The organism is Pseudomonas sp. Leaf58, assembly GCF_003627215.1.
Classification (GTDB): domain Bacteria; phylum Pseudomonadota; class Gammaproteobacteria; order Pseudomonadales; family Pseudomonadaceae; genus Aquipseudomonas.
This window is the reverse complement of sequence record NZ_CP032677.1, coordinates 5,313,571-5,334,630: the sequence shown is the minus strand read 5'-3', so window position 1 is coordinate 5,334,630 and position 21,060 is coordinate 5,313,571. Positions and strand designations below refer to the sequence as shown.

The window sequence follows — 21,060 nt, the reverse complement described above, 5'->3', positions numbered from 1 at the left end:
ATGTTACAGAGGGGTGGTCACGGCAGCAGGAAAAGGCGACGGGCTGTGTGGGGTGCGACAATAGGCATGTCTTCCCCGGGCCGCGGGCTCTATAATGCTCGGCAGATTCAAGTCCCAGTACAGGTATCCCAGATGAAACGTCCAAGTGGTCGCGCCGCCGATCAGCTCCGCTCGATCCGCATCACCCGCAACTACACCAAGCACGCCGAAGGGTCGGTACTGGTCGAGTTCGGTGACACCAAGGTTATTTGCACGGTCAGCGTGGAAAACGGTGTGCCGCGCTTCCTCAAAGGCCAGGGCCAAGGCTGGCTGACTGCCGAATATGGCATGCTGCCGCGCTCCACCGGCGAGCGTAACCAGCGCGAAGCCAGCCGTGGCAAGCAGGGTGGTCGTACCCTGGAAATCCAACGTCTTATCGGTCGCTCGCTGCGCGCTGCGCTGGACATGAGCAAGCTGGGTGACATCACCCTGTACGTCGACTGCGACGTGATCCAGGCCGACGGTGGCACCCGTACCGCGTCCATCACCGGTGCCATGGTTGCGCTGTGTGACGCCTTGGCGGTGATCAAGAAGCGCGGCGGCCTGAAGGGCGGCAACCCGCTCAAGCACATGATTGGCGCTGTGTCGGTGGGTATGTATCAGGGCGAAGCCGTGCTCGACCTGGACTACCTGGAAGACTCCGCTGCCGAGACCGACCTGAACGTGGTCGTGACCAGCGCCGGTGGTTTCATCGAAGTGCAGGGTACTGCCGAAGGCGCGCCGTTCCAGCCTGAAGAACTCAACGCCATGCTCGCCCTGGCGCAGAAAGGCATGGCTGAAATCTTCGAACTGCAGCAGGCCGCACTGGCCGACTGAACCCAGCCACGGAGGAGCGGGGCATGAGCGATTCGAACCTGTCGATCACCCCGCCCAATGCCGATGTCCGGCAGTGGGCGATGTTCTGCCACCTCTCCGCGCTGCTGGGCCTGGTGGTGCCGCTCGGGCACTTGCTGGGCCCGCTGGTGCTGTGGCACCTCAAGCGCGAGCAAGACCCTTTTATCGACGCCCAGGGCAAAGAGGCGCTGAATTTTCAGATCAGCGTAACCATTGCCGGCTTCATCTGCTTCTTGCTGATGTTCGTGTTTATCGGGCTGGTGCTGTTCGCCATGCTGATGGTCGCGGTGATGATCTTGATCATCATTGCCGCGGTGCGGGCGAATGAGGGCAAGCCGTATCGCTACCCGCTGATCTGGCGGCCGATCAAATAAAGCTGGGGCCGCAAAGCGGCCCCATGCCTTTTAGATGGTCAACGTCCAGTCATAGTCCACGATCAGCGGCGCATGCTGGGAGAAGCGCGGCTGGCGCGGCAGGCGAGCGTTGCGCACGAAGCGGCGCAGGCCTGGGGTGAGGATCTGGTAGTCGAACCGATAGCCCAGGTTGAGCATCTCGGCCTGCTCGTTGTTCGGCCACCAGCTGTACTGGTCACCTTCACGGCTGACTTCGCGCAGGGCATCGACATAACCCATCTCGCCGGTAATCGCATCCATCCAGGCGCGCTCCGGCGCCAGGAAGCCTGGCGACTGCTGGCTGTCACGCCAGTTTTTGATGTCGAGCTTCTGCTGCGCCACGTAGAACGAGCCGCAGTAGATGTATTCGCGACGCTTGCGACGCTGCTTGTCCAGGTACTTGGCGAAGTCGTCCATCAACTTGAACTTTTGGTTCAAGTCGTCGTCGCCGTTCATGCCCGAAGGCAACAGCAGGCTGGCAATACTGACTTTGTCGAAATCTGCTTGCAGGTAACGCCCGTAGCGGTCGGCTGTCTCGAAGCCCAGGCCGGTGATGACTGCCTTGGGCTGCATGCGCGAATACAGGGCCACACCCCCTTGGGCAGGCACCTCCGCGTCGCAGGCATAAAGGAAATAGCCATCGAGCTGGAAAGCTGGGTCGTCGAGTTCAAAGGCCGAGGCGCGGGTATCCTGAAGGCAGATGACGTCGGCATTCTGGGCTTGTAGCCAGCTGAGCAAACCACGCTCGGCCGCAGCCTGAATGCCATTTACGTTCACACTGATGATCCGCATAAATGGCCCCAAAAATCTCGTGCGTGTATGATACCCGAGCTCAACCCATTTAGCTAAATCCGTGGTGTCCGGGACTATTCATGCAGCCGTATCAGCGCGACTTTATCCGTTTTGCCATCGATCGCGGGGTACTGCGTTTCGGTGAATTCACCCTGAAATCGGGCCGTACCAGCCCGTATTTCTTCAACGCCGGCCTGTTCAACACGGGCTCCGCACTGGCCGAGCTGGGGCGTTGCTACGCCGCCGCCATCGTCGACAGCAAGATCCCGTTCGATGTGCTGTTCGGCCCGGCCTACAAGGGTATCCCCCTGGCGGCAACTACTGCGGTGGCGCTGGCTGACCAACATCAGCTCGACGTGCCATGGTGCTTCAACCGCAAAGAAGCCAAGGACCATGGTGAAGGTGGCAGCCTGGTCGGCGCACCGCTGGCCGGTGACGTGCTGATCATCGACGACGTGATCACTGCCGGTACCGCCATCCGCGAGGTCATGCAAATCATCAACGCCCAGCAGGCCAAGGCCGCGGGCGTGCTGATCGCGCTGAACCGCGAAGAGCGTGGCAATGGCGAGCTGTCGGCGATCCAGGAAGTGGAGCGTGACTTCGGTATCCCGGTGGTCAGCATCGTCTCGCTGACTCAGGTGCTGGAGTTCCTGGCCGATGACCCACAGCTGAAGCAGCATCTGCCAGCTGTCGAGGCGTATCGGGCGCAGTACGGGATCTGATCCTGGCCTGGAAATGAAAAAGGCGACCTTTATGTGAAGGTCGCCTTTTTTGTATCGCCTGTTCCGGCCCTATTGCGGGTAAACCCGCTCCCACCGGTCCAACACTGCCCTTGAGGGCTGTGAAATCCTGTGGGAGCGGGTTTACCCGCGAAGAGGCCAGTGCAGGCTAACCGATCGATCAGCGTGGCTTGCGGTTGGTAATCAGGGTACCTACGCCGCTGTCGGTGAAGATCTCCAGCAGCACCGCGTTCGGCACGCGGCCGTCGATGATGTGCGAGCTGTTCACGCCGCCCTGCACCGCATCCAGCGCGCACTTGATCTTCGGCAGCATGCCGCCATAGATGGTGCCGTCAGCGATCAGCTCGTTGACCTGCTCGGTGGTCAGGCCGGTCAGTACCTGGCCCTGCTTGTCCATCAGGCCGGCGATATTGGTCAGCAGCATCAGCTTCTCGGCCTTGAGCGCCTCTGCCACCTTGCCTGCCACCAGGTCGGCGTTGATGTTGTACGACTCACCGTTGGCACCTACGCCAATCGGCGCGATCACCGGGATGAAGTCGCCCTTCACCAGCATGTTGAGCAGGTCGGTGTTCACGCTCACCACTTCGCCGACATGGCCGATGTCGATGATCTCCGGGGTGGTCATCTCTGGCGTCTTGCGGCTAACGGTCAGCTTGCGAGCGCGAATCAGCTCCGCGTCCTTGCCGGTCAGGCCGATGGCGCTGCCGCCATGACGGTTGATAAGGTTGACGATGTCCTTGTTGACCTGGCCACCCAGCACCATCTCCACCACGTCCATGGTCGCCGAGTCGGTGACGCGCATGCCGTCGATGAAGTGGCTTTCGATCGACAGGCGCTTGAGCAGGTCGCCGATCTGCGGGCCACCACCGTGGACCACCACTGGGTTGATGCCCACAGCTTTCATCAGCACGATGTCACGGGCGAAACCGGTTTTGAGCTCCTCGCTCTCCATCGCGTTGCCGCCGTACTTGATCACCAAGGTCTTGCCGACAAAGCGGCGGATGTAAGGCAGTGCTTCGGACAAAACCTCGGCTACATGGGAAGCGGCATCGCGATCGAGGGTCATGCAGGGCTCCTGTAAGGAACAGATAGTCGGTCAGAACGGCAGTTGCAGCTCAGGCTCAACCCGTAGCAACTGGGTGCGGAAAACATCCTTGATACGTTGCAACTCGGTGTCGCTGTCGGCCTCGAAGCGCAGCACCAGCACCGGTGTGGTGTTGGAGGCACGTACCAGGCCCCAGCCGTGGGCGTAATCAACCCGTACCCCGTCGATGGTGGTCAGGTTGGCTTCGCCCCAGGCGGCATCGCGTTGCAGTGCATCAATGATGCTGAATTTACCCTCGTCGGTCACATCAATATTGATTTCCGGCGTGGAAATATCGTTTGGGAAGGCGGCGAACAGGTTTTCGGCGCTCTGTCCGGCCTTGCTGAGGATCTCCAGCAGGCGCGCGGCGCTGTAAATGCCGTCGTCGAAACCGTACCAGCGTTCCTTGATGAAGATGTGACCGCTCATCTCGCCAGCCAGCAGCGAGCCGGTTTGCTTCATCTTCTTCTTGATCAGTGAGTGGCCGGTTTTCCACATCAGTGCACGGCCACCGAGCTGTTCGATCAGCGGGGTGAGGCGGCGAGTGCATTTGACGTCGAAGATGATCTCGGCGCCCGGGTTGCGCAACAGCACGTCCTGGGCAAACAACATCAACAGGCGGTCGGGGTAGACGATGCTGCCGGTGTTGGTCACCACACCGACGCGGTCGCCGTCACCGTCGAAGGCCAGGCCGATATCGGCACCGGTTTCCTTGACCTTGGCGATCAGGTCTTCGAGGTTTTCCGGTTTACCCGGGTCTGGGTGGTGGTTGGGGAAGTTGCCGTCGACCTCGCAGAACAGCGGGATCACTTCGCAGCCCAGGGCTTCGATCAGCTGCGGTGCAATCACGCCTGCGGCACCGTTGCCGCAGTCCACCACCACCTTGAGCTTCTTGGCCAGCTTCACGTCGTCGACAATTTGCTGGTAGTAGCGGTCAAGGATCTCGACCCTTTCCACGCGGCCTGTGGCGCGGGTCAGGTCATTGGTTTTCAGGCGGGTCAGCAGGGCCTGGATCTGTTCGTTGGCCAGGGTGTCACCGGCAATGACGATTTTGAACCCGTTGTAGTCCGATGGGTTGTGGCTACCGGTCAGCATCACCCCCGACTTGCCGGCCAGCACGTTGGCGGCGTAGTACAGGGCCGGGGTGGGTACCAGGCCGACGTCGCTGACCTGGCAGCCGGCGTCGACCAGGCCCTGGATCAGTTGTTCGACCAGCATCGGGCCGGACAGGCGGCCATCGCGGCCAACCGAAACCTGGGGCTCGCCCTGGGCAAGGCTCTGCGCGCCGATGGCGCGGCCGATCCAGTAGGCGGTTTCGGCATGAAGGGTCTTGCCGACCACGCCGCGGATGTCATACGCGCGGAAGATGCTGTCTGGCAATGCGGCGGGGACCAGGTGGGCCATGTCGTTCATCTCTGGAAACTCCATTAGTCAAAGGCTTTCTGGGCAGGCGCAAACTGAACGCTTGGACGGTGGTTTCGCCAGAGAGTTCGCCATCCTTGGCCTGAACGGTCATCTGTCGGCTCAGTGGCTGCCGGAGTGCCCAAAGCCGCCAGCGCCCCGCTGGCTTTCATCGAATGCCTCGACGATGTCGAAGTGGGCCTGTACCACCGGTACCAGCACCAGCTGGGCGATACGCTCGCCAACCGCGATGGTGAAGGGGGTGTTGCCGCGGTTCCAGCACGACACCATCAGTTCGCCTTGGTAGTCCGAGTCGATCAGCCCGACCAAGTTGCCCAGCACGATGCCGTGCTTATGGCCCAGGCCGGAGCGCGGCAGGATCATCGCGGCCAGGCCTGGGTCGCCGATATAGATCGACAGGCCGGTAGGGATCAGCAGGGTCTGGCCTGGCTCGAGGACAGTGTCTTCCTTGAGCAGGGCGCGCAGGTCCAGGCCGGCAGAGCCGGGGGTGGCGTACGTCGGCAGAGGGAATTCGGTACCCAGGCGTGGGTCGAGGATCTTGGCTTGAAGAGCGTGCATGGAACTTATTGAACCTGGTTGAGCCGTTCGGCGATGAAGGCGACCAGTTGTCGGGCGATCTTGCCCTTGCTGGTCTGCGCGAAGAGGGTCTGGTGCTGCTGGCGGTCGATCACGGTCAAGGCGTTTTCTTCGCTGTTGAAGCCGATGCTGGGGTTAGCCACATCATTGGCGACGATCAGGTCGAGGTTCTTGTCCTTGAGCTTGCGCGTGGCGTAATCGAGCAAGTGTTCGGTTTCGGCGGCGAAGCCGACGCTGAACGGGCGGTCGGCGCGGCCAGCGATGGTGGCAAGGATATCGGGATTGCGCACCATCTGCAGCAGCATGCCGTCGCCGGTCGTAGGATCTTTCTTGAGTTTTTGCGTGGCAACGACTTCTGGGCGGTAGTCCGCGACCGCCGCCGAGGCGATGAACAGGTCGCACGGCATGGCCGCTTCACACGCCGCGAGCATGTCCCGCGCGCTGACCACGTCGATGCGGCTGACCCGATCGGGGGTCGGCAGGTGCACCGGGCCGGTGACGAGGGTAACCCGAGCCCCGGCTTCGGCAGCCGCTTCGGCCAGGGCGAAGCCCATCTTGCCAGAGCTATGATTGGTGATGTAGCGCACCGGGTCGATGTTTTCCTGGGTCGGGCCGGCGGTGATCAGCACGTGCTTGCCGGTCAGTGCCTGGCGCTTGAAGCTTTCCGCTGCGCACCAGGCCAGGTCGGTGGCTTCAAGCATGCGGCCCAGGCCTACGTCGCCACAGGCCTGGCTGCCGGACGCTGGGCCAAACACCTGGATGCCGCGGCTCTTGAGCAGCTCGAGGTTGGCCTGGGTGGCCGGGTCGCGCCACATGGCCTGGTTCATGGCCGGGGCCACGGCAACGGTGGCGTCGGTGGCCAGCACCAGGGTGGTCAACAGGTCATCGGCCATGCCTTGGGCCATGCGCGCCATGAGGTCGGCGGTGGCCGGGGCGATCAGCACCAGGTCGGCCCACTTGGCCAGTTCGATGTGGCCCATGGCCGCTTCGGCGGCAGGGTCGAGCAGGTCCATGTGCACCGGGTGGCCCGACAGCGCCTGCAGGGTCAGCGGGGTGATGAACTCCGCACCACCGCGGGTCATGACGACGCGCACCTGCGCGCCGTGCTCCAGGAGTCGGCGAATCAGCTCGGCGCTTTTGTAGGCGGCAATGCCGCCACCTACGCCGAGAACGATGCGCTTGCGATACAGCCGCTGCATAGGCTTGCCTTTTTCCAGTGAGAGCGGGCGGCGACGTTTGAAAATGCCTGCGGCAGTACGTCGCATGTACGAGGCGAAATAGATTAACACAGGGCCGAAATGGGCCGCAGCAAAGGCAGAGGGGCGGGATGAATATCAGGGAGTGGCCGGCTGAAGAACGGCCAAGAGAGAAGTTGTTGCAGCGTGGGGCGGCGGTGCTGTCGGATGCCGAGTTGCTTGCCGTGTTGCTGGGCTCGGGGGTAGCCGGGCGTAATGTGCTGGATCTTGCACGGGGGTTGCTGGTGCGCTTTGGTGGGCTGAGGCAGTTTCTTGAGGCTGATCGCGAAGCTGTGTTGCGTGAGCCGGGTATAGGGGCTGTGAAATACGCACAGTTGCAGGCGCTACTGGAAATTGGCCGGCGCTACCTGGATGAGAACATCGAGCGCGCAGCGCCCCTTGAGGGGCCTGTGGCGGTGCGGCGTTATCTCAAGGCCATGTTACGTCATGAGTCTAGTGAAGTGTTCGGCTGCCTGTTTCTCGACACCAAGCACCGGCCGTTGGCGTTCGAGATTTTGTTCAGGGGGACCATAGACCGGGCAAATGTCTACCCGCGGGAGGTGGTGCGGCGGGCATTGCTGCACAACGCGGCGGCTTTGATCCTCTGTCACAACCACCCTTCAGGCAACAATGAGCCGAGCCAGGATGATGTGCATCTTACGCTGTCGCTGAAGCGGGGCCTGGCGTTGATTGATGTTCGGGTGCTGGATCACATCATCATCGGTGACGGGGAGCCGTTGTCCATGGTCGAAGATGGGTGGCTTGTGGCTTAGCCTTTGTGTTGTCTGCACCGGCCTCTTCGCGGGCTTGCCCGCGAAGAGGCCGGTGCAGACTTACTTGGTTACCGAAACCTTGCTGAAATCCAGCCGCCCGAACGGGCTCACCTGATACCCCTCGACCCCTTGGCGCAGCAACGTCGCCGCCGTCGGGTGTGCCAGCGGCACCCACAGCGCCTGCTGCTGGATCAGCGTTTGCGCCTGCTGGTACAACCGGCTGCGCACGCTCTGGTCATTGGTAGTACGTCCAGCGCTGATCAGCTGGTCCAGACGGTTGTCGCAGAAGCGCGCAAAGTTGGTCCCCGACTCCACCGCCGCACACGAAAACTGCGGGCTGAGGAAGTTGTCCGGATCGCCGTTATCACCTGCCCAGCCCATGAACAGCAGGTCATGCTCGCCCGCCTTGGCGCGGCGGATCAGTTCGCCCCACTCGATCACGCGGATTTCCGCCTTGATGCCGATCTTGGCCAGGTCTGCCTGCAGCATCTGTGCACCAAGGCTGGGGTTGGGGTTGAGCAGGCTGCCCGAAGGGCGGGTCCAGATCGTGGTGCTGAAGCCCTCGGCGAGGTCAGCCTTGGCCAGTAGGGCCTTGGCTTTCTTCAGGTCCAGCGGGTAGCCGGGCAAGTCCTTGGCGTAGCTCCAGGTATTGGGCGGGTAGGGGCCATTGGCGGCCACCGCGGAGTCTTCGAACACGGCTTTCAGGTAGGCCTGCTTGTCGAAGGCCAGGTTGATTGCCTGACGCACTTCCGGCTTGTCCAGCGGCGGGTGCTGGCTGTTGATGGCGACGAAGGCGGTCATGAAGGCCGGGGTGGTGGCCACCTTGAGGTCGCCATCCTTGCCCGCTTCGGCAATGTCCAGGGGCTTGGGCGACAAGGCAACCTGGCATTCGCCGCGCTTGAGCTTTTGCAGGCGCACGTTGGCATCGGTGGTGATGGCGAAGATCAGCGGGTCGACCGCTGGCTTGCCGGCAAAGTAGTCGGGGTTGGCGCGGTAGCGCACCACGGCGTCTTTCTGGAAACGCTGGAAGACGAACGGCCCGGTACCGATCGGCTGGCTGTTGAGTTTCTCCGGCGTGCCAGCCTTGAGCAGCTTGTCGGCATATTCGGCGGAGTAGATCGAGGCGAAGCCCATGCTCAGGGTGGCCAGGAACGTGGCGTCCGGATGGCTGAGGGTGAAGCGTACGGTGTTCGGCGTCGGCGCCTCGATCGCCTTGATCAGGCTGCCCAGTTGCAGCGATTGGGCATGCGGGTAGCCTCCCGGTGCGGTCTTGTGCCAGGCATGGGCGGGGTAGAGCATGCGCTGGAAGCTGAACAGCACATCGTCGCCGTTCAGCGCGCGGGTCGGCTTGAAGTAGGCGGTGGTGTGGAATTTAACCTCATCGCGCAGGGTGAAGTCATAGACCAGGCCGTCGGCCGATACTGTCCAGCTAGCTGCCAGGCTCGGCACCACCTTGCCTTGCGCCGCGTCGAACTCTACCAGGCGGTTCATCAACATGTCGGCCGTGGCATTGGTGGTGGTCAGCGAGTTGTACTGGACCACATCGAAGCCTTCAGGGCTGGCCTCGCTGCAGACGCTCAGCGGCGCGGCCTGGGCAACGCCCGCGGCGAGCAGGGAGGTGAACAATAAGGAAAGGGCGGCGGCACGCATGGTGGCTCCTTGGCTGTCAGTGGCCCATCTGCCAGTGCAGTCTGGAAAAGGCCTACCCTAGTGCGCCTGCCAGTAAATGACCACACCCTTTTTTACAAATCTGGCGACGAGCGGTCGACGGCTGGCGGGCCCTGCCGCTATGCTGGCCCGGCGCGTCGGGGCTCGTGTCAATATTCATCTAATGTTGTTGCGGACGAGTCTTTCTGGTATAAAGCAGCGCTCTTTTCTAGGGGCTCGGCCTGTCGCATCAGCGGATCCGGTCGGTAAGACCTCCAGAATCACGGCGCCCAGGCGCCAAAGACTGAGAGATTAAGCGGCCAACCCATGCCGGGTTGGGCATGTGGTTTTAGAGGGCTGAGTCATGTCGAGAGTCTGTCAAGTTACTGGTAAGGGTCCAGTAACCGGGAACAACATTTCCCACGCAAACAACAAAACCCGTCGTCGTTTCCTGCCGAACCTGCAGCACCACCGTTTCTGGGTTGAATCCGAGAAGCGTTTCGTGCGTCTGCGCGTTTCCGCCAAAGGCATGCGTATCATCGACAAGCGCGGCATCGACGCCGTTCTGGTTGACATCCGTAAAGCTGGCGCCAAGGTTTAAGGAGAGCATCATGCGTGAATTGATCCGTCTGGTTTCGAGTGCCGGTACCGGCCACTTCTACACCACCGACAAGAACAAGCGCACCACCCCGGACAAAATCGAGATCAAGAAATATGATCCGGTTGTTCGCAAGCACGTGGTGTACAAGGAAGCCAAGATCAAGTAATTGATCGGCAACCTGAAAAAAACCCGCATCCGGAAGGACGCGGGTTTTTTTTTGCCTGGGCCTTTCGCGGCTAAACCCGCGAAGAGGCTGGCACAGCCACAGCTTATTTCTGCTCGAACATCACATAGATCTTGCGGCAAGGCTCCAGCACTTCCCAAGTGCCCTTGAAGCCGGCCGGGATCACAAACCTATCACCGGCACGCAAGGTTTTGGCCCCGCCATCCTGATCGCGCAAAACCGAAACGCCCTGCACGATCTCGCAATACTCATGCTCGGTGTAGTTCACCGTCCATTGGCCCACTTCGCCTTCCCACACCCCAGCGGCAAACTGCCCGCACGGGCTGGAATAGTGGTTATAGACCGCCTGGTCCGGCTCGCCCTTGAGGATTTTTTCCGCCGCTGGGCGGTAGCGTTCGGCTTCGGTGATGGCCTGTGCGAAGTCGATGATGCTGTCGATACTCATGCTGCGGCTCCTGTTTTGTTTAATAAAATGAACATCAGTAGGCTTTTGAGCCTTCTGTGTCAAATATATTGATAGTTTACCCGGGCTGGTTTAGGGTATCGCTTGCCCGTGTGCGCTTGTCGCCCGGCCAGAATTTTGACAACGCCTGTGAGTCCTCAGTGCGGCGTTGCACCTAAACAAGAGGAGGAGTTTCGTATGACCACCCTGACTCGTGCGGACTGGGAACAACGTGCCCAGCAACTGAAGATCGAAGGCCGTGCCTTCATCAACGGCGAATACACCGATGCCGCATCCGGTGAAACCTTCGAGTGCCTGAGCCCGGTCGACGGACGCTTCCTGGCCAAGGTTGCCAGCTGCGACCTGGCCGATGCCAACCGCGCTGTGGAAAACGCCCGTGCCACCTTCAACTCGGGCGTGTGGTCGCAGCTGGCCCCGGCCAAGCGCAAGGCCAAGCTGATCCGCTTCGCTGACTTGCTGCGCAAGAACGTCGAAGAGCTGGCGCTGCTGGAAACCCTCGACATGGGCAAGCCAATCGGTGACTCCTCCAGCATCGACATCCCTGGCGCCGCCCAAGCCATCCACTGGACTGCCGAAGCCATCGACAAGGTCTACGACGAAGTCGCCCCGACCCCGCATGACCAGCTCGGCCTGGTCACCCGCGAGGCGGTGGGTGTGGTCGCTGCCATCGTACCGTGGAACTTCCCGCTGCTGATGGCCTGCTGGAAGCTCGGCCCGGCCCTGGCCACGGGTAACTCGGTGGTGCTCAAGCCGTCCGAAAAATCGCCACTGACCGCCATCCGCATCGCCCAACTGGCCGTTGAGGCCGGTATTCCGGCTGGCGTGCTGAACGTGCTGCCAGGCTACGGCCACACTGTGGGCAAGGCCCTGGCCCTGCACATGGACGTCGACACCCTGGTGTTCACCGGTTCCACCAAGATCGCCAAGCAGCTGATGGTTTACGCCGGCGAATCGAACATGAAGCGTATCTGGCTGGAAGCCGGTGGCAAGAGCCCGAACATCGTCTTCGCCGACGCCCCGGACCTGCAAGCCGCCGCCGAGGCCGCTGCCAGCGCCATCGCCTTCAACCAGGGCGAAGTGTGCACCGCAGGCTCGCGCCTGCTGGTCGAGCGCTCGATCAAGGACAAGTTCCTGCCCATGGTAGTCGAGGCCCTGAAAGGCTGGAAGCCAGGCAACCCACTGGACCCACAGACTACTGTCGGTGCTCTGGTGGACACCCAGCAGATGAACACCGTGCTGTCGTACATCGAGGCTGGCCACCAGGACGGCGCCAAGCTGGTGGCCGGTGGCAAGCGCACGCTGGAAGAGACTGGCGGCACTTACGTCGAGCCGACCATCTTTGACGGCGTGACCAATGCCATGAAGATTGCTCAGGAAGAAATCTTCGGCCCCGTGCTGTCGGTAATCGCCTTCGACACCGCCGAAGAGGCCGTAGCCATTGCCAACGACACGCCGTATGGCCTGGCCGCGGGTATCTGGACTTCGGACATCTCCAAGGCGCACAAGACCGCCCGTGCCGTGCGCGCTGGCAGCGTCTGGGTCAACCAGTACGACGGCGGCGACATGACCGCGCCGTTCGGTGGCTTCAAGCAGTCGGGCAACGGCCGTGACAAGTCGCTGCATGCACTGGAGAAGTACACTGAGCTGAAGGCGACCTGGATCAAGCTGTAAACCCAAGGGGCCGCTTTGCGGCCCATTCGCCGGCAAGCCACAGGGATAGCGCATGGCTTGAGGGCGATGGGCTGCAAAGCAGCTCCAACCTTAGCCGGGGTCGGCTCACGCTGCCCCGGCTTCGTCGTTTTTACTGTTCAAGAATTCTGGCTGGGAGGCTGCAATGCGTTGGGGTAGCTACTTCGCCGTACTGGCATCTGTGCTCAGCGTCGGCCTGGCACTTGGCGTGAGCATGCCGCTGGTATCCCTGCGCCTGGAGGCTTGGGGCTATGGCAGCTTCGCCATCGGCGTAATGGCGGCGATGCCGGCGCTGGGTGTACTGGTAGGTGCTAGCCTGGCCAGCCGCCTTGCCGGCTGGGTCGGCGTGCCCTCGGCCATGCGCCTGTGCCTGTGGGGTGGGGCGCTGTCGATCGGTTTGGTCGCACTGCTGCCCAGCTACCCGCTATGGCTGCTGCTGCGCTTGCTGATCGGCATGTCCCTGACCGTGGTGTTCATCCTCGGCGAAAGCTGGATCAATCAACTGGTGGTCGAACAGTGGCGTGGCCGCCTGGTGGCGCTGTATGGCAGCAGTTATGCCTTGAGCCAATTGGCCGGGCCGCTGGTGCTGGGCTTTCTCGGCTCCGACGATGACTTCGGCTTCTGGGCCGCGACCGGCTTGCTGTTGGTGGCGCCGCTCATTCTCATGGGGCGTGGCGGTGCACCGAGCACGGAAGCCTGCAGCGTCACCTTCGGCGACCTGTTCGCGTTTTGCCGGCGTTTGCCGGTAATCGCCTGGGCGATTGCCTTGTTCGCCTCGTTCGAGGCGATGATCCTGACCTTGTTGCCGGTGTACTGCCTGCAGCAGGGCTTCAGCACCGAAATTGCCCTGTTCATGGTCAGTACCGTGGTGGTGGGTGATGCGGTGTTGCAGCTGCCCATTGGCGCCCTGGCTGACCACATGTCGCGACGTACCCTGTTCACTGGCTGCGCGGTAACGCTGCTGGTGTCCAGCCTGGCAATTCCACTGCTGCTGCATACCCCGGCAATCTGGCCGCTGTGGGTGTTGTTCGGGGCCAGTGCCGGGGGCTTGTTCACCTTGTCGCTGGTGCTGATCGGCGAGCGTTATCGTGATGATGCGTTGGTGCGGGCCAATGCTCATGTGGCGCAGCTGTGGGGTATTGGCTGCCTGCTTGGGCCGTTGTTGGCCGGGGCAGGGAGCCAGTGGGTCAGCGGGCATGCGTTGCTGTTGCTGATGGCGGTTGGGGCTGCCGGGTTGGTGGTGTTGACCCAGCGGCGCGGGGCTTTCGAACCGGCATCTGCCTGATGGATGTTGGGGCCGCTTTGCGGCTCATCAGCTACAACATCTTCTCCAGGCCAACCGCCTTGCTGATCCAGGCATTGAACCGCCGCCACACCCCGCCGGGCTCAGAGGTCAGCATATGCCGCTGGCCATTGTCCTCGGTCGTCCACACCAGCCTGTCCCCCACCAGTTTCACCTGATAGCTCAACGCCGGCGCCATACCTTGCTGGGCCAGCTCGCGGGTGTATTCCGCCAGTTCCGGGCTGTCCACCAGTACCCCAACTTCGGTATTCCACAGCACCGAGCGCGGGTCGAAGTTGAACGAGCCGATGAAGGTCTTGCGCCGGTCGAACACGATCGCCTTGGTGTGCAGGCTCGAATCTGAGCTGCCACGGTAATTCAACCGCCCCGCACTGGGGTCGCCCGGCTGGCGGCGAAGCTCGTACAGCTGCACGCCGTGCTCGAGCAAGGCGCGGCGATAGGGCGCATAGCCGCCATGCACCGCCGGCACGTCGGTGGCTTCGAGTGCGTTGGTCAGCAGCTTTACCGAAACCCCGGCATCGGCACGGCCGGTCAGGTATAGCAGGCCCGGCTCGCGCGGCACGAAATAGGCCGACATCAGGATCAGTTCGCGGCGCACATTGGCCAGGTCGGGTGCCAGTTGCTGGCTCAGCAGTAGTTGCGGGTCTGGTTCATCGTCGGCCAATACCTTGCTCGGCGCGTCCCACAGCGCCTGGGCATGGGCCCAAATCAGCTCGTTGCGCCATACATCCAGGCGCGGTTGCGTTTGGTAGGCCATCAAACGGTCGTATAGGGCTTTGCGCTGGGTTCTGGCTTCGGCCAGCGATACTTCCAGGCGGTGGCGGCTGGCGCGCAGGTCGTTGGCATCTGGGTCGCGCCAGAGAAAATCGGTAATCGGCCGGCTAAGGGCGCTGTTCCAGTACTGGTCGAAGCTGTGCCCCAACTGCTCGGCCACCGGCCCCACCCCCAACAGGTCGATGTCGGTGAAGTTGAGGTTGGGTTCGGCATCGAAATACTCGTCGCCTAGGTTGCGCCCGCCAACGATGGCCATGCTGTTGTCCACCAGGAACAACTTGTTGTGCATGCGCCGGTGCTGGCGCGACAGATTGAACAGGCGGCCCACGGCGCGCGTCACGCCGGTGCTACGGCCCAGGTGCAACGGGTTGAACACACGGATGTAAATGTTCGGGTGGGCATCGAGGGTGCCCATAATGGTGTCCAGGCCGTCGCTGGTGGTGTCGTCGAGCAGAATGCGCACGCGCACGCCACGGTCGGCGGCGCGCAGCAGTTCATGCACCAGGGCGCGGGTGCTGAGGCCGTCGTGGACGATGTAGTACTGCAGGTCGATGCTCGCCTGGGCGTTGCGGATCAGTTCGGCGCGGGCGCGGAACGCCTCGTTGCTGTTGGGCAATAGGCGAAAGCCCGAGCGGCCGCCGTAGGGCGCGGCCTGGCGCAGTACCGAGCGGCCGAACGCCGAGTCGTTGGCGGGCAGCGCCTGGCTGGTTTCGCGGGGCGTGCCGACGCTGGCACAGCCGGCAAGGCCGAGCAACAGCACCAGCAGCAGAGGCAGGGCTCGCTGGAGTCTCAAGGGTGGATCGTCCTGTGCGGCGAAGGCTTAAAGGGTTGGACCGTAGCGGGCGGCGCAAAGTTACGCGCTGGCGCTTTCTTCATCCAGTAGACGAAGGGCGGTTTCACCTACCTTGCGTACGGCGGCTTCGATCTGCGGCGTCGGCCGCGCGGCGAAGTTCATACGCAGGCAGTGGCGGAACTTACCCGACGCCGAGAAGATGCTACCCACGGCAACTTGCACGCCTTGCTCCAGTAAAGCGCGGTTCAGCCGCAGCGTATCGAAATGTTCTGGCAATTCCACCCACAGCATGAAGCCACCTTGGGGGCGGCTGATCCGCGTGCCTACCGGGAAGTAGCGGGTCACCCAGTCACTCATCAGGTCGCGACTACGCTGGTACTGGCTGCGCATGCGCCGCACATGGGGCTGGTAATGCCCGCCAGCGATGAAGTCGGCGATGGCCAATTGGGGTTGGCTGGCGGTGCTGCCGGTGCTGATGTACTTCATGTGCAGCACCCGCTCCAGGTAACGCCCAGGTGCCACCCAACCTATCCGTAGGCCGGGGGCGAGGGTTTTGGAAAACGAGCTGCAGAGCAGCACGCGACCGTCGTCGTCGAACGACTTGAGGGTGCGGGGGCGCGGATAGGTATAGGCCAGGTCGCCATACACATCATCTTCCAGGATGGCCACGTCATAGCGTTGGGCCAAGCCCAGCAGGGCCTTCTTGCGCGCCTCGGGCATGATGTAGCCGAGCGGGTTGTTGCAGCTTGGGGTGATCTGGATGAGCTTGATCGGCCACTGCTCCAGGGCCAGCTCCAACGCCTCCAGGCTGATACCGGTGATTGGGTCGGTGGGGATTTCCAGGGCTTTCATGCCCAGGCCCTTCAGCGTCTGCATGGCGCCGTGGAAGCTTGGTGAGTCGACCGCGACGATGTCGCCAGGCTCGCACACCGCGCGAATGCTGCACGACAGCGCCTCATGGCAGCCAGTGGTGATTACCAAGTCGGCCGGGCTCAGGCGACAGCCGGAGTCGAGCATCAGCCGGGCTACCTGCTCGCGCAGTGCCAGGTTGCCGTGGATGTTGTCGTAGTACAGGCCGGGCATGTCCTGCCGCCGGCTCAGCTGGGCGAGGCTGCGCAGCAGGGGTTTTAGGGTGGGGCTGTCGATGTCGGGCATGCCACGGCCGAGCTGGATCACGTCCTGGCGTGGGGTGCTGCGCACCAGGTCCAACACCTGCTCCCACTGCGAAATGTCCACCGGGCGCTGGGCCGGGCGGCTGACGGCGGGCAGGGCCGGCAGGTGGCGATGGTCGCTGACGAAGTAGCCCGACTTGGGCCGGGGCGAGACCATGCCGCTGTCTTCCAGTATGCGGTAGGCCTGCTGCACGGTGCTCAGGCTGACCCCGTGCTCCACGCTCAGGGCGCGCACTGAGGGCAGGCGCTGGCCAGGGCGGTAGAGGCCTTGCTCAATGCGGGCACCGAGCAGTTCGGCGAGGTTCAAGTAGAGGGTCACGGCATACTCCTGCGCTGCAATGGCATAGCGACCGGTACAGTTGCGCTGAAAATACAGCATTCAGTCAGCCAACGGCCAATTCTGTATGGGAATAATAAGGCGGTATTGGATCTGTATTGCCGGTGCTGCCGACGCGCATGCTTTCCCCACAGTATCAACTGAACGGGAGGATGCGGTGATGGGTGGCATGAGCGATGTGCGCTTGCAACTGTTGGCCAAGGAACTGCAAGCCGGGCAGCAGGCCAAGGTGCTCAGCGCGCCGGAGGGTCTGGGGCGTTGGGAGCTGATGCTGCATCGCTGGCGTACCCGCAGGGCGTTGCTGCAGTTGACCGATGACGAGTTGCGCGATGTCGGGCTGAGCTGGGAGCAGGCGCGTACGGAAGGGCGCAAACCCTTCTGGAAGGACTGACGCGATTGCAGGTTTACTAGGCCAGCTCTTTCAATCTGTGCCACAGCATCCCTAATGCCAGCAGCGGCGAGCGCAGGTGCTGGCCGCCGGGGAAGGTGATGTGCGGCACCTTGGCGAACAGGTCGAAACGCCCGCTCTGCTGGCCACTGATGGCCTCGCCCAGCAGGCGCGCGGCTAGGTGGGTGGCGTTGAGCCCATGGCCGGAATAAGCCTGCGCGTAATACACATTCGGCTGGCTGGCCAGGCGGCCAACCTGCGGCAGGCGGTTGGCACCGATGCCAATCATGCCGCCCCACTGGTAGTCGATGCGCACATCGGCCAACTGCGGGAATACCTTGAGCATCTTTGGCCGCATGTAGGCGGCGATATCTTTGGGGTCACGCCCCGAGTAATGGCAGGCACCGCCGAACAGCAGGCGATGGTCGGCGGACAGGCGGTAATAATCCAGTGCCACACGCTGGTCGCAGACGGCCATGTTCTGCGGCAGCAACTCATGGGCGCGCTCCTCGCCCAGCGGCTCGGTGGCGATGATGTAACTCCCGGCGGGTAGTACCTTGCCGCCCAGTTCGCGGTTGAGGTTGTTGTGGTAGGCATTGCAGCACAGCACCAGGGTCTTGGCCCGCACCCGCCCTTGAGCGGTATGCACCTGCACTTCAGGGCCGTAGTCGATGCGGGTGACCTCGGACTGCTCGAACAGCTTCACGCCCAGGCGGGCGGCGACGGCGGCTTCACCCAAGGCCAGGTTGAGCGGGTGCAGGTGCCCAGAGCCCATGTCGACCAGCCCGCCCACATAGCAGTCGGCGCCGACCACGCTGTGGATATCGTCTTTGCCGACCAGGCGCAGCGCGTGCTTGTAACCGAGGCTGCGCAGCTCTTCGGCGTCCTCGGCAAAGCCCAGCAGCTCGGCGGGCTTGTTGGCTAGGTCGCAGTAGCCCCAGGTCAGGTCGCAGGCAATGCCGTGCTTTTCGACCCGCTCGCGGACGATCTGCACGGCCTCCAGGCCCATCAGCTTCATGCTGCGCACGCCGTCCTCGCCGATGACCGGCAGGAACTGCTCCAGGCCATGGCCGACGCCGCGGATCAGTTGCCCGCCATTGCGCCCGCTGGCGCCCCAGCCAAGCTTGCGGGCTTCCAGCAGGATGACCGAAAAGCCCCGCTCGGCCAGTTCGATGGCGGTGTTCAAGCCCGAATAGCCACCACCGACGATGCACACATCGGCGCTGTCTTCGCCTTGCAGAAAGGAGTGGTCGGGGTGTGGCGCGCTGCTGGCGGCGTAGTAGGAGGCGGCGTGCTGCGCGCTGTGGATCATGGGCTCGGTCCTGAGGCTGGTGGGCTAGGGGAGGAGGATAAGCCGGGGTAGGGTAGTGGGCAACAAGGCAGGGCTGCGCCCCCGTTCGCGGGCAAGCCCGCGATTGGGCTTATAATCAGCCAAATTCTCAGCTTTGTATCCCGCCATGTCCTGCAACCGCCACAAGATTCACTTCCTGCGCGAACTCATCCCCTCATTCGAGTGCGAACCCGGTTGCCACGACTGCTGCGGCCCGGTCACTACTTCGGCGGAAGAGATGGCCCGCCTGCCACGCAAGTCCCAGGCCGAGCAGGACGCCGCCCTGCAGCGCCTGGACTGCGTGCACCTGGGCCCCGATGGCTGCACCGTGTACGAAGAGCGGCCAATGATCTGCCGCCTGTTCGGCACTACCCCGCGCATGGCCTGCCCGCGTGGCCGTGGCCCTGAACCCATGATCGAGCCCGCCGCCGAGCAGTTGGTCCACCAGTTCATTGCCACCACCCGCCAGGTGCTGGTCTAGCTTCAGTCCGGGATCGGCAGGCAGAGGCTCTCCTTTACCTCCTCCATCACGATGTAGCTCTTCGACTCGCGTACGTGCGGCAGCTTCAGCAGGATGTCGCCGAGCAGCTTGCGGTACGAGGCCATCTCCGAAATACGCGCTTTCACCAGGTAGTCGAAGTCACCGGACACCAGGTGGCACTCCAGCACGTGCGGCAGCTTCAATACTGCGCGGCGGAACTCCTCGAAGGTGTCGCCCGACTTGTAGTCCAGGCTGATTTCGACGAACACCAGCAGGCTGCCCTTGAGGTGCTGCGGGTTCAGGCGGGCGTTGTAGCCCATGATGATGCCTTCGCGCTCCAGGCGGCGAACCCGCTCGGTGCAAGGGGTAGTGGACAGCCCAACTTTCTCGCCCAGTTCGGTGAAGGAAATACGCCCGTCATTCTGCAGGATGCGCAGAATGTTACGGTCGATCTTGTCCAGCTCACGCTTGCTCTGGTGCTGGGTTCTCATAGGGGATGCCCCTCCGTGAAAGGCGATTTTGCCGAGAATTCTCGCCAATAATAGGCTTTTATATAGTGAATTGCACTGGTCTCAAATTCCTATACTGCGCGCATTCATGCCATTTCAATAAAAGTCTGCGGCGCGCCGCGTGCGAGGGATAAAACGATGCGAGTTCTGGTACTTGGTAGCGGTGTAATCGGAACCGCCAGTGCCTATTACCTGGCCCGGCAAGGTTACGAAGTGACGGTGGTCGACCGCCAGCCGGCGGTGGCCATGGAAACCAGCTTTGCCAACGCCGGCCAGATCTCGCCCGGCTATGCCTCGCCTTGGGCCGCCCCGGGTGTGCCGCTGAAGGCCATCAAGTGGCTGCTCGAGCGCCACGCCCCGCTGGCAATCAAACTCACGGGTGACGTTGACCAGTACCTGTGGATGGCTCAGATGCTGCGCAACTGCACCGCCAGCCGGTATGCGGTGAACAAAGAACGCATGGTGCGCCTGTCCGAGTACAGCCGTGACTGCCTCGACGAGCTGCGCGCGGAAACCGGCATTGCCTACGAAAACCGTAGCCTGGGTACCACCCAGCTGTTCCGTACCCAAGCCCAGCTAGATGCCGCGGCCAAGGACATTGCCGTGTTGGAACAGTCCGGCGTGCCTTACGAGCTGCTCGACCGCGACGGCATTGCCCGCGTCGAACCGGCCCTGGCTGGCGTGAAAGACATCCTGGCCGGCGCCCTGCGCCTGCCTAACGACCAGACTGGCGACTGCCAGCTGTTCACCACCAAGCTTGCCGACATGGCGCTGAAACTCGGTGTTGAGTTCCGCTTCGGCCAGGATATCCAGCGCCTGGACTTCGCGGGCGACCGCATCAATGGCGTGTGGATCGACGGCAAGCTGGAAACCGCCGACCGTTACGTGCTGGCACTGGGCAGCTACTCGCCGCAAATGCTCAAGCCGCTGGGCATCAAGGCCCCGGTGTACCCGTTGAAAGGCTACTCGCTGACCGTGCCGATCACCAATGGCGACATGGCCCCGACCTCGACCATTCTCGACGAAACCTACAAGGTTGCGATCACCCGTTTCGACAACCGCATCCGCGTCGGTGGCATGGCTGAAATCGCCGGTTTTGACCTGTCGCTGAACCCGCGTCGACGCGAAACGCTGGAGATGATCGTCAACGACCTTTATCCTCGCGGCGGTGACCTGAGCCAGGCCAGCTTCTGGACCGGCCTGCGCCCGGCAACCCCGGACGGTACGCCGATCGTCGGTGCCACGGCGTTCCGCAACCTGTTCCTGAACACCGGCCACGGCACCTTGGGCTGGACCATGGCGTGCGGCTCCGGTCGCCTGCTGGCTGACCTGATTGCGCGCAAGAAGCCGCAAATCAGTGCCGAAGGCCTGGACATTTCCCGTTATGGCAACAGCCCGGAAGTGGCCAAGCACGGGCAGGCTGCGCCGGCTCACCAGCAGTAAGGGGCCTGTACCGGCCTCTTCGCGGGCAAGCCCGCTCCTACAAGGGCAACGCAGGTTTG

Annotated in this window: 21 protein-coding genes and 1 pseudogene; 11 read left to right on the top strand and 11 right to left on the bottom strand. The window is 62.7% G+C overall.

The features are described 5' to 3' along the window. Positions 1-132 precede the first annotated feature (132 nt). Complete coding sequence (gene rph, locus DV532_RS24715; protein ID WP_056793995.1) at positions 133-855, top strand: ribonuclease PH; 723 nt, start codon at positions 133-135, stop codon at positions 853-855. Between the two features lie 23 nt (positions 856-878). Beyond that, complete coding sequence (locus DV532_RS24710) at positions 879-1,247, top strand: DUF4870 domain-containing protein (RefSeq protein WP_056793997.1); 369 nt, start codon at positions 879-881, stop codon at positions 1,245-1,247. A 30-nt stretch (positions 1,248-1,277) separates the two neighbouring features. On the opposite strand, the gene DV532_RS24705 is transcribed toward DV532_RS24710, so the two are convergent. Beyond that, complete coding sequence (locus tag DV532_RS24705; RefSeq protein ID WP_056793999.1) at positions 1,278-2,057, bottom strand: exodeoxyribonuclease III; 780 nt, start codon at positions 2,055-2,057, stop codon at positions 1,278-1,280. An 80-nt stretch (positions 2,058-2,137) separates the two neighbouring features. On the opposite strand from DV532_RS24705, the gene pyrE reads away from it, so the two are divergent. After that, on the top strand, positions 2,138-2,779 hold the full coding sequence (gene pyrE / locus DV532_RS24700) for an orotate phosphoribosyltransferase (RefSeq protein WP_003253405.1): 642 nt from the start codon (positions 2,138-2,140) through the stop codon (positions 2,777-2,779). 178 nt (positions 2,780-2,957) lie between these two features. Here the strand turns inward: pyrE and argB are convergent, their stop codons facing one another. The 4 genes and pseudogenes from argB to coaBC all read right to left on the bottom strand — a co-directional run bounded on the left by argB (position 2,958) and on the right by coaBC (position 7,078). Further along, a complete protein-coding gene (argB, locus tag DV532_RS24695) occupies positions 2,958-3,863 on the bottom strand; it encodes an acetylglutamate kinase (protein WP_056794002.1) in 906 nt (301 codons plus the stop codon). Positions 3,864-3,893: 30 nt separating this feature from the next. Then, positions 3,894-5,261 (bottom strand): annotated as a pseudogene (locus DV532_RS24690) (phosphomannomutase/phosphoglucomutase); the annotation flags it as partial. 144 nt (positions 5,262-5,405) lie between these two features. Then, on the bottom strand, positions 5,406-5,861 hold the full coding sequence (gene dut, locus DV532_RS24685) for a dUTP diphosphatase (protein WP_043199816.1): 456 nt from the start codon (positions 5,859-5,861) through the stop codon (positions 5,406-5,408). 5 nt (positions 5,862-5,866) lie between these two features. Beyond that, on the bottom strand, positions 5,867-7,078 hold the full coding sequence (gene coaBC, locus DV532_RS24680) for a bifunctional phosphopantothenoylcysteine decarboxylase/phosphopantothenate--cysteine ligase CoaBC (RefSeq protein ID WP_003253409.1): 1,212 nt from the start codon (positions 7,076-7,078) through the stop codon (positions 5,867-5,869). Positions 7,079-7,206: 128 nt separating this feature from the next. Between coaBC and radC the strand changes: the two genes are divergently transcribed. After that, the gene (gene radC, locus DV532_RS24675; RefSeq protein ID WP_056794006.1) at positions 7,207-7,887 is read left to right on the top strand and encodes a DNA repair protein RadC; all 681 of its coding nucleotides are present in this window, start codon (positions 7,207-7,209) and stop codon (positions 7,885-7,887) included. 60 nt (positions 7,888-7,947) lie between these two features. Here the strand turns inward: radC and DV532_RS24670 are convergent, their stop codons facing one another. After that, on the bottom strand, positions 7,948-9,537 hold the full coding sequence (locus tag DV532_RS24670) for an ABC transporter substrate-binding protein (protein WP_056794008.1): 1,590 nt from the start codon (positions 9,535-9,537) through the stop codon (positions 7,948-7,950). A gap of 361 nt (positions 9,538-9,898) precedes the next feature. Between DV532_RS24670 and rpmB the strand changes: the two genes are divergently transcribed. Together rpmB and rpmG are read left to right on the top strand one after the other, a co-directional pair. Next, complete coding sequence (rpmB, locus tag DV532_RS24665) at positions 9,899-10,135, top strand: 50S ribosomal protein L28 (protein ID WP_003253504.1); 237 nt, start codon at positions 9,899-9,901, stop codon at positions 10,133-10,135. A gap of 10 nt (positions 10,136-10,145) precedes the next feature. Beyond that, a complete protein-coding gene (gene rpmG / locus DV532_RS24660; RefSeq protein WP_003253507.1) occupies positions 10,146-10,301 on the top strand; it encodes a 50S ribosomal protein L33 in 156 nt (51 codons plus the stop codon). Between the two features lie 103 nt (positions 10,302-10,404). Here rpmG and DV532_RS24655 read toward each other — a convergent pair whose 3' ends face one another. Beyond that, positions 10,405-10,764 (bottom strand): cupin domain-containing protein, encoded by a 360-nt coding sequence (locus DV532_RS24655; RefSeq protein WP_051096395.1) that lies wholly within the window; start codon positions 10,762-10,764, stop codon positions 10,405-10,407. Between the two features lie 195 nt (positions 10,765-10,959). On the opposite strand from DV532_RS24655, the gene DV532_RS24650 reads away from it, so the two are divergent. Together DV532_RS24650 and DV532_RS24645 are read left to right on the top strand one after the other, a co-directional pair. Next, complete coding sequence (locus DV532_RS24650) at positions 10,960-12,453, top strand: aldehyde dehydrogenase (protein WP_056794012.1); 1,494 nt, start codon at positions 10,960-10,962, stop codon at positions 12,451-12,453. A 163-nt stretch (positions 12,454-12,616) separates the two neighbouring features. Next, entirely contained in the window at positions 12,617-13,756 is a 1,140-nt protein-coding gene (locus tag DV532_RS24645) for an MFS transporter (protein ID WP_056794013.1), read from the top strand. Positions 13,757-13,787: 31 nt separating this feature from the next. Here the strand turns inward: DV532_RS24645 and DV532_RS24640 are convergent, their stop codons facing one another. Both DV532_RS24640 and DV532_RS24635 read right to left on the bottom strand, forming a co-directional pair. Beyond that, positions 13,788-15,341, bottom strand: a complete 1,554-nt coding sequence (locus DV532_RS24640) for a phospholipase D family protein (protein WP_056794015.1) — start codon at positions 15,339-15,341, stop codon at positions 13,788-13,790. A gap of 60 nt (positions 15,342-15,401) precedes the next feature. Beyond that, positions 15,402-16,832 (bottom strand): PLP-dependent aminotransferase family protein, encoded by a 1,431-nt coding sequence (locus tag DV532_RS24635; RefSeq protein ID WP_162241103.1) that lies wholly within the window; start codon positions 16,830-16,832, stop codon positions 15,402-15,404. Positions 16,833-17,010: 178 nt separating this feature from the next. On the opposite strand from DV532_RS24635, the gene DV532_RS24630 reads away from it, so the two are divergent. Next, positions 17,011-17,241 (top strand): DUF1127 domain-containing protein, encoded by a 231-nt coding sequence (locus DV532_RS24630; protein WP_056794019.1) that lies wholly within the window; start codon positions 17,011-17,013, stop codon positions 17,239-17,241. Positions 17,242-17,257: 16 nt separating this feature from the next. Here the strand turns inward: DV532_RS24630 and DV532_RS24625 are convergent, their stop codons facing one another. Then, positions 17,258-18,550, bottom strand: coding sequence for an FAD-binding oxidoreductase (locus DV532_RS24625; RefSeq protein WP_056794021.1), 1,293 nt, complete (start codon positions 18,548-18,550; stop codon positions 17,258-17,260). A 145-nt stretch (positions 18,551-18,695) separates the two neighbouring features. On the opposite strand from DV532_RS24625, the gene DV532_RS24620 reads away from it, so the two are divergent. Next, complete coding sequence (locus tag DV532_RS24620; RefSeq protein WP_056794023.1) at positions 18,696-19,049, top strand: YkgJ family cysteine cluster protein; 354 nt, start codon at positions 18,696-18,698, stop codon at positions 19,047-19,049. Positions 19,050-19,051: 2 nt separating this feature from the next. Here DV532_RS24620 and dadR read toward each other — a convergent pair whose 3' ends face one another. After that, positions 19,052-19,540, bottom strand: coding sequence for a transcriptional regulator DadR (gene dadR, locus DV532_RS24615; protein ID WP_003258963.1), 489 nt, complete (start codon positions 19,538-19,540; stop codon positions 19,052-19,054). 156 nt (positions 19,541-19,696) lie between these two features. Here dadR and dadA point away from each other — a divergent pair, with 156 nt between their 5' ends. Next, the gene (gene dadA, locus DV532_RS24610) at positions 19,697-21,001 is read left to right on the top strand and encodes a D-amino acid dehydrogenase (protein WP_056794025.1); all 1,305 of its coding nucleotides are present in this window, start codon (positions 19,697-19,699) and stop codon (positions 20,999-21,001) included. The last annotated feature ends 59 nt before the right edge of the window (positions 21,002-21,060 follow it).

Excerpts from the sequence above, each read along its gene's own strand:
- rph (WP_056793995.1), top strand. The coding sequence starts at position 133 with ATGAAACGTCCAAGTGGTCGCGCCGCCGATCAGCTCCGCTCGATCCGC.
- DV532_RS24710 (WP_056793997.1), top strand. The coding sequence starts at position 879 with ATGAGCGATTCGAACCTGTCGATCACCCCGCCCAATGCCGATGTCCGG.
- DV532_RS24705 (WP_056793999.1), bottom strand. The coding sequence starts at position 2,057 with ATGCGGATCATCAGTGTGAACGTAAATGGCATTCAGGCTGCGGCCGAG.
- pyrE (WP_003253405.1), top strand. The coding sequence starts at position 2,138 with ATGCAGCCGTATCAGCGCGACTTTATCCGTTTTGCCATCGATCGCGGG.
- argB (WP_056794002.1), bottom strand. The coding sequence starts at position 3,863 with ATGACCCTCGATCGCGATGCCGCTTCCCATGTAGCCGAGGTTTTGTCC.
- dut (WP_043199816.1), bottom strand. The coding sequence starts at position 5,861 with ATGCACGCTCTTCAAGCCAAGATCCTCGACCCACGCCTGGGTACCGAA.
- coaBC (WP_003253409.1), bottom strand. The coding sequence starts at position 7,078 with ATGCAGCGGCTGTATCGCAAGCGCATCGTTCTCGGCGTAGGTGGCGGC.
- radC (WP_056794006.1), top strand. The coding sequence starts at position 7,207 with ATGAATATCAGGGAGTGGCCGGCTGAAGAACGGCCAAGAGAGAAGTTG.
- DV532_RS24670 (WP_056794008.1), bottom strand. The coding sequence starts at position 9,537 with ATGCGTGCCGCCGCCCTTTCCTTATTGTTCACCTCCCTGCTCGCCGCG.
- rpmB (WP_003253504.1), top strand. The coding sequence starts at position 9,899 with ATGTCGAGAGTCTGTCAAGTTACTGGTAAGGGTCCAGTAACCGGGAAC.
- rpmG (WP_003253507.1), top strand. The coding sequence starts at position 10,146 with ATGCGTGAATTGATCCGTCTGGTTTCGAGTGCCGGTACCGGCCACTTC.
- DV532_RS24655 (WP_051096395.1), bottom strand. The coding sequence starts at position 10,764 with ATGAGTATCGACAGCATCATCGACTTCGCACAGGCCATCACCGAAGCC.
- DV532_RS24650 (WP_056794012.1), top strand. The coding sequence starts at position 10,960 with ATGACCACCCTGACTCGTGCGGACTGGGAACAACGTGCCCAGCAACTG.
- DV532_RS24645 (WP_056794013.1), top strand. The coding sequence starts at position 12,617 with ATGCGTTGGGGTAGCTACTTCGCCGTACTGGCATCTGTGCTCAGCGTC.
- DV532_RS24630 (WP_056794019.1), top strand. The coding sequence starts at position 17,011 with ATGGGTGGCATGAGCGATGTGCGCTTGCAACTGTTGGCCAAGGAACTG.
- DV532_RS24625 (WP_056794021.1), bottom strand. The coding sequence starts at position 18,550 with ATGATCCACAGCGCGCAGCACGCCGCCTCCTACTACGCCGCCAGCAGC.
- DV532_RS24620 (WP_056794023.1), top strand. The coding sequence starts at position 18,696 with ATGTCCTGCAACCGCCACAAGATTCACTTCCTGCGCGAACTCATCCCC.
- dadR (WP_003258963.1), bottom strand. The coding sequence starts at position 19,540 with ATGAGAACCCAGCACCAGAGCAAGCGTGAGCTGGACAAGATCGACCGT.
- dadA (WP_056794025.1), top strand. The coding sequence starts at position 19,697 with ATGCGAGTTCTGGTACTTGGTAGCGGTGTAATCGGAACCGCCAGTGCC.